Raw genomic sequence first — 15,419 nt, forward strand, 5'->3', positions numbered from 1 at the left:
ATTCCTGAAAAGAATGGCGGATGGTAAGTTTTTGTACTGAAAGAAGGATCAGGGGGTATCGGCAGACCGGGTACTGCTGAAAAAGATATCAGGATGAAGGGTGTCGCCGTTGAGTGTTCGCACCAGGATGTCACTACCGAGTTGCTGTAATGAAAGCACACCATCAGGATGAACGCGTTTAATTTTACTCATATTCTGGCTGTCATGTACCAGTGCGATAGTTCGGGTATCTTCCCCCCCCGCCTCTTTAGCCGCCAGGACCACAAAAGCGTTATCCGCATCATTATCCATCAGTGCCACAATGTATCTGGCTTTCGCTGCCCCGGCACGCTCAAGTACCGGCGTCGAAGAGGGATCGCCTTCAATAACATCGGTATCGGCAGGAAATGAAGCCCGTTGCCCCGGATAACAGACCACAGTAACAATGCCTCCGGTATCCGTCAGTCCCTGGCTGACACTCTGGGCCAGTGACGATGATCCGGCCACGATATAATGATTTTTACGTTCCACGTGTGAGAATCTGCCTTTAAAAATTCGCTGAATATTATGGCTGATCAGAGACCCGGCTATTGAGGCCACCGATGCCGCAAAAATAGTAATTCCGAGGATAATAACGGTCAGTGTAAACATTCTGGCGACAGTGGTATGCGGAGAAATATCACCAAACCCCACCGTAGACATACAGACCATAACAAAATAAAACGCGGTAGAGATATCTTTCACTGGCGGAGTAAACTGGTCACCAAGATAAAGCGTGCCGAGCATGCCATACCCCAGCAGCGACAAGATGCTGATAATCGCAAAAATGGTGGTACTGCCCAGGCTGTGTTTATCAAAATGGCGCCAGTGAAAAAGTAAGGCACCGATAGTGATCAGGGAGTAAACCACCTCGGTGTGGTGCGCTTTTAAAATAAACGCATTCGCCACAGCAATACAAATTAACAGTAAGACAGAGCTGAACCAGGCAATCCGGGTACGCATCAGTAGCGTAAATGCCATACACAGCAATACCAGGCCTATCATAAAGCGCGGTATATCCATCGCTTCCAGAAAGCCCAGCGCATCGCTCCACGAATGGAAATTATCCAGTCTCTGCGGCGCATTATAGATTACCCGGTGCAGCACGGGACTTAACATCAGATACCCGTTATGGGCCACCATCAACACCAGGCAATAGATCACCAGTTTCGGGTTTCTGAGTAGGTTATTTATTTTCATCGTTTACCTGGTATATCTGCAGCAGACAGGGCCTGACGGCGACTCCGTATTGACACATAGTTCATCAGCTTACGGAAAATAACCGGCGCTGTAATGTAAGATTCTGATAAGGCAGTGATGTATCAGCGTACAACGGATGGCTTTATTGCATATCATCGATGTGCAACCTAATGTTTCAGGCTCTGTCACAGGTGACGCGAGATAAATTAATACGTCTCCTGGCGCACGTAAGTGCGACGAAGGGATCCGGCAGCGAGGACAGCCGGATCCTGTTGCGGTTCGTCAGCGAAGGGGTCAGGGATAGACTTTAAATTTAAAATATTTCTTCGTCAGTCTGTCATAAGTACCGTTGGCATGAAGCTCCGCCAGCGCATTATTAATCAATTTCAGGTCGGTGACATCGCTCTTTCGCAAGGCGATACCTACTCCACTCCCGAAGATTTTTTTGTCTGTCAGCAGGGCTTTAATCACAAATTTTTTTCCTTCAGGGGTGCCTAAGAAACCCTGCTCTGCTGAAACTGCATTTGCGACGCTGGCATCCAGTCGTCCTGCGACTAAATCAGGATAGACGTCCATTTGATGGTCATAGGTTACAATATTAACACCTTGTGAAGCCCATTTTGTTTTGGCGTAAGTTTCCTGAATTGTCCCTTGCGAAACCCCTATATTTTTCCCACGCAGTGATGAAATATCCGTGGTGATTTTACTATCCGCGGGTGTCAGTAATGCGCTGGGGGTGTTGTACAGCAGATCACTAAAGGCCACCTGCTGACGACGTTGATCTGTCATCGACATCGCCGAAAGGATAGCGTCAAATTTTTTCGCCTGAAGGGCGGGAATACTCCCATCAAATTCCATTTCCACCCACTGACATTTTACTTTTGCCTGTGCACATATCGCATTCCCTAGTTCAATATCGAAACCCTGCAAGCTGCCATCACTGGCTTTAGACTCAAAAGGCGGGAAGGAGGGGGCAACGCCAAAACGCAGGGTCTGCTCTGCATTTGCCCACTGAGTAAATGCACCTAATACAAGAAGTAATCCACAGGACGCTATTTTTTTCATACACTTCTCCGGCAGTCAGTGATTTTGTAACAACATACAAAGTTAATAACATAGCGCTTATACACTCACCACCAGAAAACCCGATTCATCCAGAGCAAATTCTTATGTGATTACATGTGGTTAAATGATTATCCCCCATAGAAAAACGCGACAGAGTGACATTAACCCGCTTTCCATCAAAATATAAAACATGCTCGCCAGGCTACCGCTCTGCGGCATTGAAACCGATGACGTTTTCAGGCATATCCATAGATCAGTTTTGCCGGGGATTTCCCAAAAAAAACCGGCAGGCTGTTAGTCAGCACTGCCGGTGTGTATTTATTCTGAACGCGAGTTTCCGCGCTGCTGGCTTATTCTACGGTAACAGACTTCGCCAGGTTACGTGGCTGGTCGACATCCGTACCTTTAATCAGAGCAATATGATAAGAAAGCAGCTGCAGAGGGATAGTGTAGAAAATCGGTGCCAGTACCTCTTCAACATGGGGTAATGGAATGATTTTCATATTCTCACTGTCGGTAAAGCCGGCATCCTGATCGGCAAACACATACAGTAATCCCCCGCGGGCACGGACTTCTTCAATATTCGACTTCAGTTTTTCCAGTAACTCATTGTTCGGAGCAATGATGATCACCGGCATATCCGCGTCAATCAGTGCCAGCGGACCGTGTTTCAGTTCGCCTGCCGCGTAAGCTTCCGCATGAATATAAGAGATCTCTTTCAGCTTGAGTGCACCTTCCATCGCGATCGGGTACTGATCACCCCGGCCCAGGAACAGCGCATGATGCTTATCTGAGAAACCTTCTGCCAGCGCTTCGATTTGCTTATCATGTGCCAGAATCTGTTCGATTCGGCTTGGCAACGCCTGCAACGCATGGACAATCTGATGCTCCACCTCTTCCGGCTGGCCATTCAGCCTTGCCATTTTCGCCACCAGCATCAGCAGAACCGTTAACTGTGTGGTAAAGGCTTTGGTCGAGGCAACCCCGATCTCTACCCCGGCTTTTGTCATCAGCGCCAGGTCCGATTCGCGTACCAGAGAAGAGCCCGGGACATTACAAATAGCCAGCGAGCCCAGATACCCCAGTTTTTTAGAAAGACGCAACGCTCCCAGCGTGTCTGCGGTTTCACCGGATTGTGAAAGCGTGATCAACAGGCTGTTTTTCCGGACCACAGACTTACGGTAACGAAACTCAGAGGCGATCTCCACATCACAAGGAATACCGGCCAGCGATTCAAACCAGTACCGGGAGACCAGTCCGGAATTATAAGATGTCCCGCAGGCAACGATCTGAATATGTTCCGCCTGACCTAACAGAGACCCGGCCTCCGGCCCCAGCTCGCTCAGGTCAATGATGCCCTGATGAAAACGGCCCTGGAGAGTACTTTTTATGGCCATCGGCTGTTCATAAATTTCTTTCTGCATGTAATGCCGATAGGTTCCTTTATCCCCGGCATCATAACGGGCAGAGGATTCGATCTCAGGACGGAAAACCTGCTCACCGTCGGCAAAAATCGTAACAGAACGGCGAGTCACTTCAGCGACATCGCCTTCTTCAAGGTAGATAAAGCGGCGGGTGACCGGCAACAAAGCCAGCTGATCAGAGGCAATAAAGTTTTCCCCGACCCCGCAGCCAATCACCAGCGGACTTCCGGAGCGGGCAGCCACCAGCACAGAAGGATCATTACTGTCCATAATGACCATTCCGTAAGCACCGCGCAGTTGTTTGATCACTCGCTGAACAACCTCACACAGGCTACCGCCCTGCTTTTGCTCATGATGAATTAAATGAGCAACGACTTCGGTATCCGTCTCCGAGGTAAACTGATACCCCATTTCACGAACCCGCGCCCGTAACTCTTCATGGTTTTCAATGATCCCATTGTGCACGAGGACGATATTCCCGGACACATGCGGATGGGCATTGGCTTCTGAAGGTTCGCCGTGCGTCGCCCAACGGGTATGGGCGATACCGGTACCACCGGGCAGCGGTTGCTGCTCTGCAGCATCCACCAGAGCCTGAACTTTTCCAAGCCGGCGTAAACGGGTCATCTCTCCCGGCTTATCAACCACCGCCAGTCCGGCAGAGTCATAACCGCGGTACTCCAGACGGCGCAAACCTTCCAGTAATATTTCAGCGATATCACGTTGTGCAACTGCACCTACTATTCCACACATATATTTAATCCTGAGGTTATGGTGTGTCCACCATAGAAATTGTCATCTGTTCGGGCTGACCGACACAGCAGATCCCCCGGGACACGAAAAATGAGGGGACATGATAGTCACGGCTTGTCCGGGCATAGATCACTGCCGGTGCTCCGGAAAATAACAGATAACTTATTTTTTCACCGGGCGTGACCATCCGGTTTTTTCAGTCTGTTGCTTACGATTATAAACCAGTGACTCTTCATCCACGTTGTGCATCACTGTCGTGCCTGCAGCAATGGTAACATTGTCGGCAACGCTGACTGGTGCAATAAACTGACTGTCCGAGCCTACAAATACGTTATCACCAATAATCGTCTGCGATTTATTCTTACCATCATAGTTACAGGTGATCGTGCCAGCCCCGATATTCACCCCGGCCCCGATAGTCGCATCGCCGAGATAACTTAAATGGCCGGCTTTAGAGCCTTTTCCAAGGGTCGCCTTTTTAATTTCTACAAAGTTACCCACATGGACAGCGTCTGCCAGGACAGTTCCCGGTCTCAGTCGGGCAAATGGCCCCACCGTACAGGCTTGCTCAAGGTGTGCATCTTCTATCACGGAATAAGGGCTTATCTCACATCCCTCACCAATGACACTGTTCCTGATAATGCAACCCGCACCGATTTGCACACCGTTACCCAGCACCACTTTACCTTCCAGGATGACGTTGATATCGATATCTACGTCACGGCCATGTTCTAATTCACCCCGTAAATCAAACCGTTCAGGATCCCGCAGCATCACCCCTGCCAGTAATAACTTACCGGCCTGCTCACGCTGATAAACACGTTCCAGCGCGGCCAGTTGTTGCCGGTTATTGACCCCTTCGGTTTCACTGCTACTGTGCGGATGTACCGCTTCTATACGGCGGCCCTCCTGATGAGCCATCGCAATAATATCCGTAATATAATACTCTTTTTGGGCATTATTATTCGTCAGTTGCGATAACCAGCGTTTCAAATCTTTGCCATTGGCGATCAGAATACCGGTATTGATCTCGTTGATAGTTAGCTGTGCCTCACTAGCATCTTTTTGTTCGATAATACCGGTAACTTCACCATTTTCACGGACAATACGGCCATAGCCGAACGGGTTTTCCAGCACGACCGTTAACAGACCTATACCACCTTCCGGTTTGTTATCGCGCAGGCGCTGTAAGGTCTGTTGGGAGATCAATGGTACATCGCCATACAGCATCAGAATATCTTCATCATCCGAAAACCACGGAGCTGCCTGCTGCATTGCATGCCCGGTCCCCAGCTGTTGTGGCTGTTCAACCCAGTGTAAAGAAGGATCCTTCAGGGCTGACTGCAATAGCTCCCCACCGTGCCCGTAGACCAGATGGATATTTGCGGCACCCAGACCTTTCGCAGCATCAATCACATGCTGCACCATGGGTTTCCCGGCCAGCTGATGGAGGACTTTCGGAAGATCCGAATACATTCGGGTTCCCTTACCTGCTGCAAGGATAACCACACTCATTTCATTATCTGCCATCATCAGCCATCGCTTTTCTTTAAATTCAAAAAAACACAGTATAACGCATAAGGATAATGATACCTGCCCCTATAATCTATAGTCAGAATCCTCTCTGTTTGATTATCAACATTCTTGACGGTGCTCTCATTCCTATGCGGCCTGCGTCACGGGGGCAGTTATGCAGAGCTGTCTTATCGGCATCCCCGATCTCAGGAAGGCTGAAACGTAAAAAAGCCGGTAAGTTTTCACTTACCGGCTTTTTGCAATGCCATCGAGCTACATTGCTTACATCGCTTTCCTGGTCAGTTCGATCACGCGCAGTTTAGCAATGGCTTTCGCCAGTTCAGCAGAGGCCTGAGCATAGTCCACGTCGCCGTGACTTTTGTTCATATGTTCTTCTGCTTTACGTTTTGCTTCCAGAGCTCGAGCTTCGTCCAGATCGTCGCCACGGATGGCGGTATCAGCCATGACTGTGACAGCTGTTGGCTGAACTTCCAGAATGCCACCGGAGAGATAAATAAACTCTTCGCTGTTATTCTCTTTGACGATACGAACCATACCAGGTTTGATGGCAGTCAGGAGCGGGGCATGACCGGGAAAAATACCCAGTTCACCTTCACTACCTGACACCTGGATATGTTGTACTTCACCGCTGAACATTTGCTGTTCAGCGCTGACAACGTCCAGGTGATAAATCTTAGCCATATCAATCCTCCCGGGAAACTGAAATTACAGTTTCTTAGCTTTTTCTACCGCTTCGTCAATAGAACCAACCATGTAGAAAGCCTGCTCAGGCATATGGTCAAACTCACCGTCCATAATACCTTTGAAGCCACGGATGGTGTCTTTCAGAGAAACGTACTTACCAGGCGCACCGGTAAAGATCTCTGCAACGAAGAATGGCTGAGACAGGAAGCGCTGAATTTTACGTGCACGTGAAACCAGCAGTTTGTCGTCTTCAGACAGTTCGTCCATACCCAGAATAGCAATGATATCTTTCAGTTCCTGATAACGTTGCAGAATAGACTGCACGCCACGGGCGATATCATAGTGCTCCTGACCTACAACCATTGGATCCAGCTGACGGCTGGTGGAATCCAGCGGGTCAACCGCCGGGTAAATACCCAGGGATGCAATCTGACGGCTCAGGGTGACTGTTGAGTCCAGGTGAGCAAAGGTTGTTGCCGGAGACGGGTCAGTCAGGTCATCCGCAGGTACATACACTGCCTGTACGGAAGTGATTGAACCGGTTTTGGTTGACGTGATACGTTCCTGAAGAACACCCATTTCTTCGGCCAGTGTTGGCTGATAACCTACCGCAGAAGGCATACGACCCAGCAGTGCTGAAACTTCAGTACCGGCCAGGGTATAACGATAAATGTTATCAACGAACAGCAGTACGTCACGGCCTTCGTCACGGAATTTTTCAGCCATAGTCAGACCGGTCAGCGCAACGCGCAGACGGTTTCCTGGTGGCTCGTTCATCTGGCCATAAACCAGAGCAACTTTATCCAGAACGTTAGACTCGGTCATTTCGTGGTAGAAGTCGTTACCTTCACGGGTACGCTCACCCACCCCTGCAAATACAGAGTAACCAGAGTGCTCGATAGCGATGTTACGGATCAGTTCCATCATGTTGACGGTCTTACCTACACCCGCACCACCGAACAGACCCACTTTACCGCCTTTTGCAAACGGACAGATCAGGTCGATAACCTTGATACCCGTTTCCAGCAGCTCAGTAGAGTTAGCCAGTTCTTCGTAGCTTGGCGCTGCACGGTGAATAGAGTTCACCTCAACATTGCTACCATCTTCGTTCTTCAGGTCGCCTTTCATATCGATTGGCTGACCCAGTACGTTCATGATACGGCCCAGCGTCGCTTTACCGACCGGTACCTGAATCGGTTTTTGCAGATCGGTCACCTTAAGGCCACGTTTCAGGCCGTCAGAGGTTCCCATTGCAATCGTACGAACGACACCACCGCCCAGCTGCTGCTGAACTTCCAGCACCAGACGGGTATCACCATTTTCAACCTCAAGAGCGTTGTACACCTGTGGTACAGCGTCCTGAGGGAACTCGACGTCAACTACGGCGCCGATAATCTGGACAATCTTTCCAGCTGCCATCTTGAATCCTCTACCTAATTCGTTACCTGGTTAAACCGCGGAGGCTCCCGAGACAATCTCGGTAAGTTCCTGGGTGATGCTGGCCTGGCGGGCTTTGTTGTAAACCAACTGAAGCTCTTTGATCAGCTCGCCACCGTTATCGGTTGCAGCTTTCATTGCCACCATACGGGCTGCCTGCTCGCTGGCCAGGTTTTCTACAACACCCTGATAAACCTGAGACTCGACATAACGACGCAGCAGAGTATCCAGCAGCGCTTTTGGATCGGGTTCGTACAGGTAATCCCATGTTTTTGTCTTCAGTTCTTCATCATTATCTGTTGCCGGTAACGGTAACAGCTGATTGAGGACCGGAGTCTGGGACATGGTGTTGTTAAATTTATTGCTAACGACATAAAGTTTGTCGATGCGGCCTTCATCGTAGGCTTGCAGCATGACTTTTACCGGGCCTATCAGGTCTGACAGTTCCGGTTTATCACCTAAGCCTGACGCCTGAGCCACAATATTAGCACCTGCAGATCCAAAGAAAGACAGGCCTTTAGATCCGATAATGGCCAGATCGCTCTGAACCCCTTTTTCGGACCAGGCTTTCATATCTGCCAGCAATTTTTTGAACAAGTTAATGTTCAGACCACCACAAAGCCCGCGGTCGGTAGAAACGACCAGATAGCCGACGCGCTTAACGTCACGCTCTTCCAGGTAAGGGTGCTTGTATTCCAGATTGCCTAACGCCAAGTGACCAATCACTTTGCGAATAGCATCTGCATACGGACGGCTGGCCGCCATGCGTTCCTGCGTTTTACGCATTTTGGAGGCGGCGACCATTTCCATCGCTTTGGTGATCTTCTGCGTATTCTTTACGCTTCCGATCTTACTACGTATTTCTTTTGCGCCGGCCATGAGCTTCTCCTCAAAGTCAGGCGGCTTGCCACTTCAGGCAAGCCGCAAGACATTACCAGGACTGAGTTGCTTTAAACGAATCGAGCAGAGCGGTAAGCTTCGCTTCGATTTCGCCGTTAAAGTTACCCGCTTGGTTGATTTCCTGCATCAGTTCAGCATGTTCGCGATCGGCGAATGCCAGCAGCGAAGACTCAAAGCTGAGGATTTTAGAAACCTCAACATCACCCAGGTAACCGCGCTCAACCGCAAACAGGACCAGGCCTTGCTGTGCAACAGACATTGGAGCGTACTGTTTCTGCTTCAGCAGTTCAGTCACTTTCTGTCCGTGTTCCAGCTGCTTACGGGTCGCATCATCAAGGTCAGACGCGAACTGAGAGAAGGCTGCCAGTTCACGGTACTGTGCCAGAGCAGTACGGATACCGCCGGACAGTTTCTTGACGATTTTAGTCTGTGCTGCACCACCCACACGAGATACAGAGATCCCAGGGTTAACCGCAGGACGGATACCGGAGTTGAACAGGTTAGATTCCAGGAAGATCTGACCATCAGTAATCGAAATTACGTTAGTCGGAACGAACGCAGAAACGTCACCCGCCTGAGTTTCAATGATAGGCAGAGCTGTCAGAGAACCGGTTTTACCTTTCACTGCACCTTTAGTGAATGCTTCAACGTACTCAGCATTTACGCGTGATGCACGCTCCAGCAGACGGGAGTGGAGGTAGAAAACGTCACCAGGGAATGCTTCACGGCCCGGCGGACGACGCAGCAGCAGAGAAATCTGACGGTAAGCAACGGCCTGTTTGGACAGGTCATCGTAAACAATCAGAGCATCTTCACCACGGTCACGGAAGTATTCACCCATCGCACAACCGGCATAAGGCGCCAGGTATTGCAGAGCTGCAGACTCAGAAGCAGAAGCAACAACGACAATGGTATTTGCCAGTGCGCCATGCTCTTCCAGTTTACGTACAACGTTAGAAATCGTTGACGCTTTCTGGCCGATCGCTACGTAGACACATTTAATGCCTGAGTCGCGCTGGTTGATGATAGCATCGATAGCCATCGCCGTTTTACCGGTCTGACGGTCACCGATGATCAGCTCACGCTGACCACGACCGACAGGGATCATGGCATCAACGGCTTTGTAACCAATCTGGACAGGCTGATCAACAGACTGACGATCGATAACACCCGGTGCGATAACTTCTACAGGTGAGAAACCATCGTTTTCAACCGGGCCTTTACCATCAATAGGTTCACCCAGGGTGTTAACAACACGCCCCAGTAAACCGCGACCAACCGGCACTTCCAGAATACGGCCAGTACATTTCACTTTCATGCCTTCGGCAAGATCCATGTATGGGCCCATAACGACAGCACCTACAGAGTCGCGCTCCAGGTTCAGTGCAATCGCGTAACGGTTACCCGGCAGGGCAATCATCTCACCCTGCATCACATCGGCCAGGCCGTTGATGCGGATGATACCGTCACTTACAGAAACAATAGTACCTTCATTGTGAGCTTCGCTCACGACATTGAACTGAGCAATGCGCTGCTTGATCAGTTCGCTGATTTCGGTGGAATTCAGTTGCATATGCTCCAGTCCCCTTAAGACTGCAAGTCGTCTGCCAGACGCTCAAGACGGCCGCGGACGCTGCCGTCAATAACCATGTCACCAGCCTGGATGACTACGCCTGCAATGACAGACTTATCGATTTTGCAATTCAGCTTAACTTTGCGTGATAAACGTTTTTCCATCGCCGCGCTGATTTTATTCAGCTGCTCTTCACTCAACTCGTTGGCAGAAGTAACGTCAACTTCGGCAATCGCTTCATAAGCGTCACGTAATTGAATGAACTGCTCCAGTACTGCCGGAAGCGCTTTCAAACGTTTATATCCTGCCATCACCTTAATCAGGTTCTGGCCATTCTCATCGAGTTGATCACCACAAAGCGCGATAAAAGCAGAAGAAACGGTCTCTGGTGCCTGAGCACCGGAAAGGATCCCTGAAACCTGCTTATCACTCGCTACTTCAGCGGTAAAAGCCAGCATATTCTGCCAGCGATCAATACTTTGATGTTCAACAGCAAAGTCAAAAGCTGCTTTGGCGTAGGGGCGAGCTACAGTGGTAAATTCAGACATCAGCCCCTCCCTCCTTACAGTTCAGCGACCAGTTTATCAACGATGTCGCTATTAGCAGCTTCATCCACGGAACGCTCAATAATCTTCTCGGCACCCGCAACAGCCAGCAACGCAACCTGCTTACGCAGTTCTTCACGTGCACGTTTACGCTCGGCATCAATTTCAGAGTAAGCCTGTGCAATGATTTTGTTACGTTCAGTTTCCGCTTCTGCTTTCGCTTCATCCAGAATCTGGCCACGACGCTTGTTAGCCTGCTCAATAATAACCTGAGCGTTTTCTTTGGCTTTCTTCAGCTCGTCGGACGCATTAGCCTGAGCGATATCCAGCTCTTTTTTAGCGAGTTCTGCAGAAGCGAGACTGTCAGCAACTTCTTTCTGACGTTTCTCGATAGCAGCCATGATCGGCGGCCATACGTACTTCATACAAAACGCAACGAACAGGATAAACGCGATGGCCTGGCCGAGGATTGTTGCATTAATATTCACAGCACAATGCCTCTTATTAAGTTAGCTTGATCTGCCGTCATCAAACAGGTGATAAACGGCAGAGTTTGTTTATTCACTGAAATTCATCGAATAAACAACCGTATTACCAGGCGTTACTAGGCGACAGCAAACATCACGTAGAGACCCAGACCTACAGCGATCATAGGGATAGCATCCACCAGACCCATTACAACAAAGAACTGTGTGCGCAGCAGAGGGATCAGGTCAGGCTGACGAGCAGCACCTTCCAGGAATTTCCCACCAAGGATGCCGATACCGATCGCAGCACCGATTGCCGCCAGCCCCATCATCACAGCGGCAGCCATGTACAGCAGATCCACACTCACGTTTTCCATGACAGTCTCCAGTTTGTTTCAATTAAATCAGTAGTGTTGAGATAAAAATATCAATGCTCTTCAGATGCCATCGAGAGATAGACAATCGTGAGGACCATGAAAATGAAAGCCTGTAACGAGATGATCAGAATGTGGAAAATGGCCCATGGCACATTCAGAACCCACTGTGACCACCACGGTAACAGACCCGCAATCAGGATAAAGATCAATTCACCCGCATACATGTTACCGAACAGTCGCAAGCCAAGAGAAACCGGCTTAGACAGTAAGCTAACACCTTCAAGAATCAGGTTGATGGGGATGAAGATCGGGTGATTGAAAGGCTGTAAAGTCAGTTCCTTAGCAAAACCACCTACGCCTTTCATTTTGATGCTGTAAAACAGAATCAAAATAAATACGCCCAGCGCCATAGATAATGTCACATTCACATCTGCAGACGGCACAACACGCAATGCCGGCAAACCAAGGACATGCTCACCCAGATAAGGCAGCAGATCGATTGGCAACAGATCCATGAGGTTCATTAAAAAGACCCAGACAAAAATTGTCAGTGCCAGCGGGGCGATAAGTTTGCTTTTGCCGTGATACATATCACGAACATTGCTATCGACGAAACCAACAACCAGTTCAATAGCCGCCTGCAGTTTTCCCGGAACACCGCTGGTAGCATGTTTAGCTACTTTACGGAACAGTACCAGAAAGACCAGACCCAGTACGACAGAGAAAAACATGGAATCCAGGTTTAATGTCCAGAAAGTTGCCGGAGCGTCGTGCGCATTCACCAACTGGAATGTACGTAAATCAAGCTGCAAATGTTGCAGGTGATGACTTATATATTCCTGTGGGGTTGAGATTTCTCCTGCGGCCATGATGCATCTTACCCTTTTTTGTTAATTACAACCGGTGCAATGATTTGCACCACCAGCACCGATAACCAGCTCAGTCCAAGAGGCCAAAACACCGCCCCGAACACACCCAACGCCACAACAAGCAATCCGATGGTGATGAAGACTTTCAGGACTTCACCTAAGGCAAAACTCCAGGCAACACGCCCTTTAGCCGGAAATTGCCCTTGCAGGCGCCAGGCCAGAAACGTAAACAGGACAGCCGGCAACCATGCCGCCATCCCTCCTGCCAGAGCAGAAGCTCCCCAGTGAATGCTTTTTAAAGTAAAGAAACAACTGACGAGCAAAAAAGTCACCAGTTGAATAAGCAGCACTGTCCGCGCTAATCTCAAACTATAAAGAGATACAGACATGACGGCTTACTCTCCCTTACTTAAGTTGGGTATATCGTGTGTTACACAAACTACTGTTACCACTCCAAAGGAGTGAACAGCAAAAGCCGTGCAAATTATACGGGGCACTCCTACGATTTCAATCTGTAAGTAGAGAAAAGGTGAACAATTATTTAAAATTCTTTCTTAAACGGAATTTTGACCCATAATCTTCGCCAAAAATCGCAGACTTACAGCTTTTCGGCCCGTTTTTAGTCAGGGTTTTCCTCTCGTAAACTGAACTCTTTTCGCGGTACAACAGATACTACTCCCGAAAAACACCTTTAACCTCACATTTAGTGTTGTTATTAAAGGTTTTATTATTTCATTTTTTTATCAATTATTTTACAAACAGGATAAATATAAAATATATAATCGGGATATTCAGGTTAAAAAATAAGAATAATTTATAAAAAAACGCTGTAATTTATTCACCATCGAAAGTCCGGGAGTAATACAGGCATTCCCGGGCTTACCCCGGAAATTGAGGTACTGAGTATCATCGGAGGGGTGACGATTAAAAAGGGGGATGATGATAATCTATCCCCCGGAGACTGACGGCATTACCGCCAGTGATGACAAAAGGGATTAATCAGACATAACACCGCTTATCAGGCGGCGGACTTGCGCTGACCGATAATGCTGATAGCATTTTGTACAATGCCCGTTACCCCTAACCCGATGCCGGCCGTTGCCAGAATAGGCGAGAATCCGACGATAGCGGCAATCCCTCCACCTAACAGAGCCCCTGACACTTTAAAGTTCGATTTCAGGTTCAGGCCCGAACATCCGGCATCAACCACTGAACCGATAGCAAAGCCCATCGTTGCACCGATAGGACCAGTGAAGAAAGTAAAAAGACCACCGCTTACCTGATTTGTTTCGATCACTGAAAGCTCTTTCATAAAATATCCTTATATATAAATGACCATATTTCGATTATATGCTCCCGCACACGCCTGACAGCTTTGCGGAACAGGCTGCAGTAAATAGACTGCGCTGTTAATCTATATCAAAAAAAACCTTAGTAAACAATGCGATATATTCAAAAAAATCATTTAATTAACAACATGCAGTTCATGAATAATTACATAAGAAAAAAAATGGTTTTTTAAATTAAAGGCCGGTGTCACTGTAAAAACAAACAAAAATCAGCCAGTGAAATAAAACCAAAAATATAAATTAATCATAGAGGTAACACTCATTACGGTTAACGTCCTGGTCCTGCATTCTATAAAACAGATTTACTCATTAGCACTGAAACTATCTTATTCAGTGATCACGACGAATACTCCAGCCCCGATAATCCGGCACGGAATCGCTAGCACACTATCTGTTAAAATTTCATAAAGCATTAATCCAACGGAAAGCCGTATTTCTGAGAGTTTTTCTGTTCTGGCGGAGTAAATCAGGACTTAATAACGTTTTTTATGTCAGGCAGGTCACATAAAAAAGTAAAAATAGGACATTAACTACGGGCGGAGGAAACAAACGCGGAATACCGGCAAGGTTTGCCGGTATGGGTATTCAGGAATTATTGTTGCTTCAGAATGACCAGGTGCCGCTCACCTTCCAGGTCAGGTACCTGTAATGATATGACGGATTCCAGAACCAGATGTTCAGGGAGTGCAGAAAGCTCTTCATCCGGAACCTGCCCTTTCAGTGCATAAAAGCGCCCCTGCCCTGCCGCCGGCAGGTGATGGCACCAGCTCACCATATCCTGCAAAGAAGCAAATGCCCGGCTTATCACCCCATCAAACAGCGGCTCGTCAGTAAAAGCCTCAACCCGACTTTGCACCGGCGTGATATTTTCCAGTTTCAGTTCGTGCTGCACCTGCCGTAAAAAACGAACCCGCTTACCCAGGCTGTCCAGTAAGGTGAAATGTGCATGCGGACAGACAATGGATAGTGGAATACCTGGCAATCCCGGGCCGGTACCGACATCTATAAATTTCCGGCCTTCCAGGTAAGGTGCAACAACAATACTGTCCATAATATGGCGGATAAGCATCTGCTGAGGGTCACGAACGGAAGTCAGGTTATAAGCTTTGTTCCACTTGTCCAGCATACCGACATAACTGACCAGCTGATGTTTTTGCTGATCGGAGAGCGAAATACCAGCGCGGTGAAGTAGCGAGGAAAGAGTATTAATCACGAAGGAAAT

At 48.5% G+C, this 15,419-nt stretch carries 15 protein-coding genes; all 15 read right to left on the reverse strand.

Going from position 1 to position 15,419, the window contains the following annotated elements; translation table 11 throughout:
• Positions 1-48: 48 nt before the first annotated feature.
• Complete coding sequence (gene kch / locus CG67_RS03580; RefSeq protein ID WP_025901620.1) at positions 49-1,218, reverse strand: voltage-gated potassium channel protein; 1,170 nt, start codon at positions 1,216-1,218, stop codon at positions 49-51.
• A 294-nt stretch (positions 1,219-1,512) separates the two neighbouring features.
• Positions 1,513-2,283, reverse strand: coding sequence for a transporter substrate-binding domain-containing protein (locus tag CG67_RS03585; protein ID WP_025901621.1), 771 nt, complete (start codon positions 2,281-2,283; stop codon positions 1,513-1,515).
• Positions 2,284-2,633: 350 nt separating this feature from the next.
• Positions 2,634-4,460, reverse strand: a complete 1,827-nt coding sequence (gene glmS / locus CG67_RS03590; protein WP_025901622.1) for a glutamine--fructose-6-phosphate transaminase (isomerizing) — start codon at positions 4,458-4,460, stop codon at positions 2,634-2,636.
• A 162-nt stretch (positions 4,461-4,622) separates the two neighbouring features.
• A complete protein-coding gene (gene glmU, locus CG67_RS03595) occupies positions 4,623-5,990 on the reverse strand; it encodes a bifunctional UDP-N-acetylglucosamine diphosphorylase/glucosamine-1-phosphate N-acetyltransferase GlmU (protein WP_025901623.1) in 1,368 nt (455 codons plus the stop codon).
• Positions 5,991-6,257: 267 nt separating this feature from the next.
• A complete protein-coding gene (locus tag CG67_RS03600) occupies positions 6,258-6,677 on the reverse strand; it encodes a F0F1 ATP synthase subunit epsilon (RefSeq protein ID WP_025901624.1) in 420 nt (139 codons plus the stop codon).
• Between the two features lie 24 nt (positions 6,678-6,701).
• Positions 6,702-8,099: a F0F1 ATP synthase subunit beta gene (gene atpD, locus CG67_RS03605; RefSeq protein WP_025901625.1), complete on the reverse strand. Its 1,398-nt coding sequence runs from the start codon at positions 8,097-8,099 to the stop codon at positions 6,702-6,704.
• Positions 8,100-8,129: 30 nt separating this feature from the next.
• On the reverse strand, positions 8,130-8,996 hold the full coding sequence (gene atpG / locus CG67_RS03610; RefSeq protein WP_025901626.1) for a F0F1 ATP synthase subunit gamma: 867 nt from the start codon (positions 8,994-8,996) through the stop codon (positions 8,130-8,132).
• 52 nt (positions 8,997-9,048) lie between these two features.
• The gene (gene atpA, locus CG67_RS03615) at positions 9,049-10,590 is read right to left on the reverse strand and encodes a F0F1 ATP synthase subunit alpha (protein WP_025901627.1); all 1,542 of its coding nucleotides are present in this window, start codon (positions 10,588-10,590) and stop codon (positions 9,049-9,051) included.
• 14 nt (positions 10,591-10,604) lie between these two features.
• Entirely contained in the window at positions 10,605-11,138 is a 534-nt protein-coding gene (gene atpH, locus CG67_RS03620) for a F0F1 ATP synthase subunit delta (RefSeq protein WP_025901628.1), read from the reverse strand.
• A gap of 14 nt (positions 11,139-11,152) precedes the next feature.
• Positions 11,153-11,623, reverse strand: a complete 471-nt coding sequence (gene atpF, locus CG67_RS03625; protein WP_025901629.1) for a F0F1 ATP synthase subunit B — start codon at positions 11,621-11,623, stop codon at positions 11,153-11,155.
• A gap of 116 nt (positions 11,624-11,739) precedes the next feature.
• A complete protein-coding gene (gene atpE / locus CG67_RS03630) occupies positions 11,740-11,979 on the reverse strand; it encodes a F0F1 ATP synthase subunit C (RefSeq protein ID WP_025901630.1) in 240 nt (79 codons plus the stop codon).
• Positions 11,980-12,029: 50 nt separating this feature from the next.
• Entirely contained in the window at positions 12,030-12,848 is an 819-nt protein-coding gene (gene atpB, locus CG67_RS03635) for a F0F1 ATP synthase subunit A (protein WP_025901631.1), read from the reverse strand.
• Positions 12,849-12,856: 8 nt separating this feature from the next.
• Positions 12,857-13,237 (reverse strand): F0F1 ATP synthase subunit I, encoded by a 381-nt coding sequence (gene atpI, locus CG67_RS03640; protein ID WP_025901632.1) that lies wholly within the window; start codon positions 13,235-13,237, stop codon positions 12,857-12,859.
• A gap of 629 nt (positions 13,238-13,866) precedes the next feature.
• Positions 13,867-14,160, reverse strand: a complete 294-nt coding sequence (locus CG67_RS03645; RefSeq protein WP_025901633.1) for a hypothetical protein — start codon at positions 14,158-14,160, stop codon at positions 13,867-13,869.
• A 629-nt stretch (positions 14,161-14,789) separates the two neighbouring features.
• On the reverse strand, positions 14,790-15,410 hold the full coding sequence (rsmG, locus tag CG67_RS03650) for a 16S rRNA (guanine(527)-N(7))-methyltransferase RsmG (protein WP_025901634.1): 621 nt from the start codon (positions 15,408-15,410) through the stop codon (positions 14,790-14,792).
• Positions 15,411-15,419: the final 9 nt, after the last annotated feature.

It is taken from the genome of Tatumella sp. UCD-D_suzukii, from assembly GCF_000611875.2.
Classification (GTDB): domain Bacteria; phylum Pseudomonadota; class Gammaproteobacteria; order Enterobacterales; family Enterobacteriaceae; genus Tatumella; species Tatumella ptyseos.

Bases quoted from the DNA above. Each gene is read 5' to 3' on its own strand.
- kch (WP_025901620.1), bottom strand. From the start codon at position 1,218: ATGAAAATAAATAACCTACTCAGAAACCCGAAACTGGTGATCTATTGC.
- CG67_RS03585 (WP_025901621.1), bottom strand. From the start codon at position 2,283: ATGAAAAAAATAGCGTCCTGTGGATTACTTCTTGTATTAGGTGCATTT.
- glmS (WP_025901622.1), bottom strand. From the start codon at position 4,460: ATGTGTGGAATAGTAGGTGCAGTTGCACAACGTGATATCGCTGAAATA.
- glmU (WP_025901623.1), bottom strand. From the start codon at position 5,990: ATGGCAGATAATGAAATGAGTGTGGTTATCCTTGCAGCAGGTAAGGGA.
- CG67_RS03600 (WP_025901624.1), bottom strand. From the start codon at position 6,677: ATGGCTAAGATTTATCACCTGGACGTTGTCAGCGCTGAACAGCAAATG.
- atpD (WP_025901625.1), bottom strand. From the start codon at position 8,099: ATGGCAGCTGGAAAGATTGTCCAGATTATCGGCGCCGTAGTTGACGTC.
- atpG (WP_025901626.1), bottom strand. From the start codon at position 8,996: ATGGCCGGCGCAAAAGAAATACGTAGTAAGATCGGAAGCGTAAAGAAT.
- atpA (WP_025901627.1), bottom strand. From the start codon at position 10,590: ATGCAACTGAATTCCACCGAAATCAGCGAACTGATCAAGCAGCGCATT.
- atpH (WP_025901628.1), bottom strand. From the start codon at position 11,138: ATGTCTGAATTTACCACTGTAGCTCGCCCCTACGCCAAAGCAGCTTTT.
- atpE (WP_025901630.1), bottom strand. From the start codon at position 11,979: ATGGAAAACGTGAGTGTGGATCTGCTGTACATGGCTGCCGCTGTGATG.
- atpB (WP_025901631.1), bottom strand. From the start codon at position 12,848: ATGGCCGCAGGAGAAATCTCAACCCCACAGGAATATATAAGTCATCAC.
- atpI (WP_025901632.1), bottom strand. From the start codon at position 13,237: ATGTCTGTATCTCTTTATAGTTTGAGATTAGCGCGGACAGTGCTGCTT.
- CG67_RS03645 (WP_025901633.1), bottom strand. From the start codon at position 14,160: ATGAAAGAGCTTTCAGTGATCGAAACAAATCAGGTAAGCGGTGGTCTT.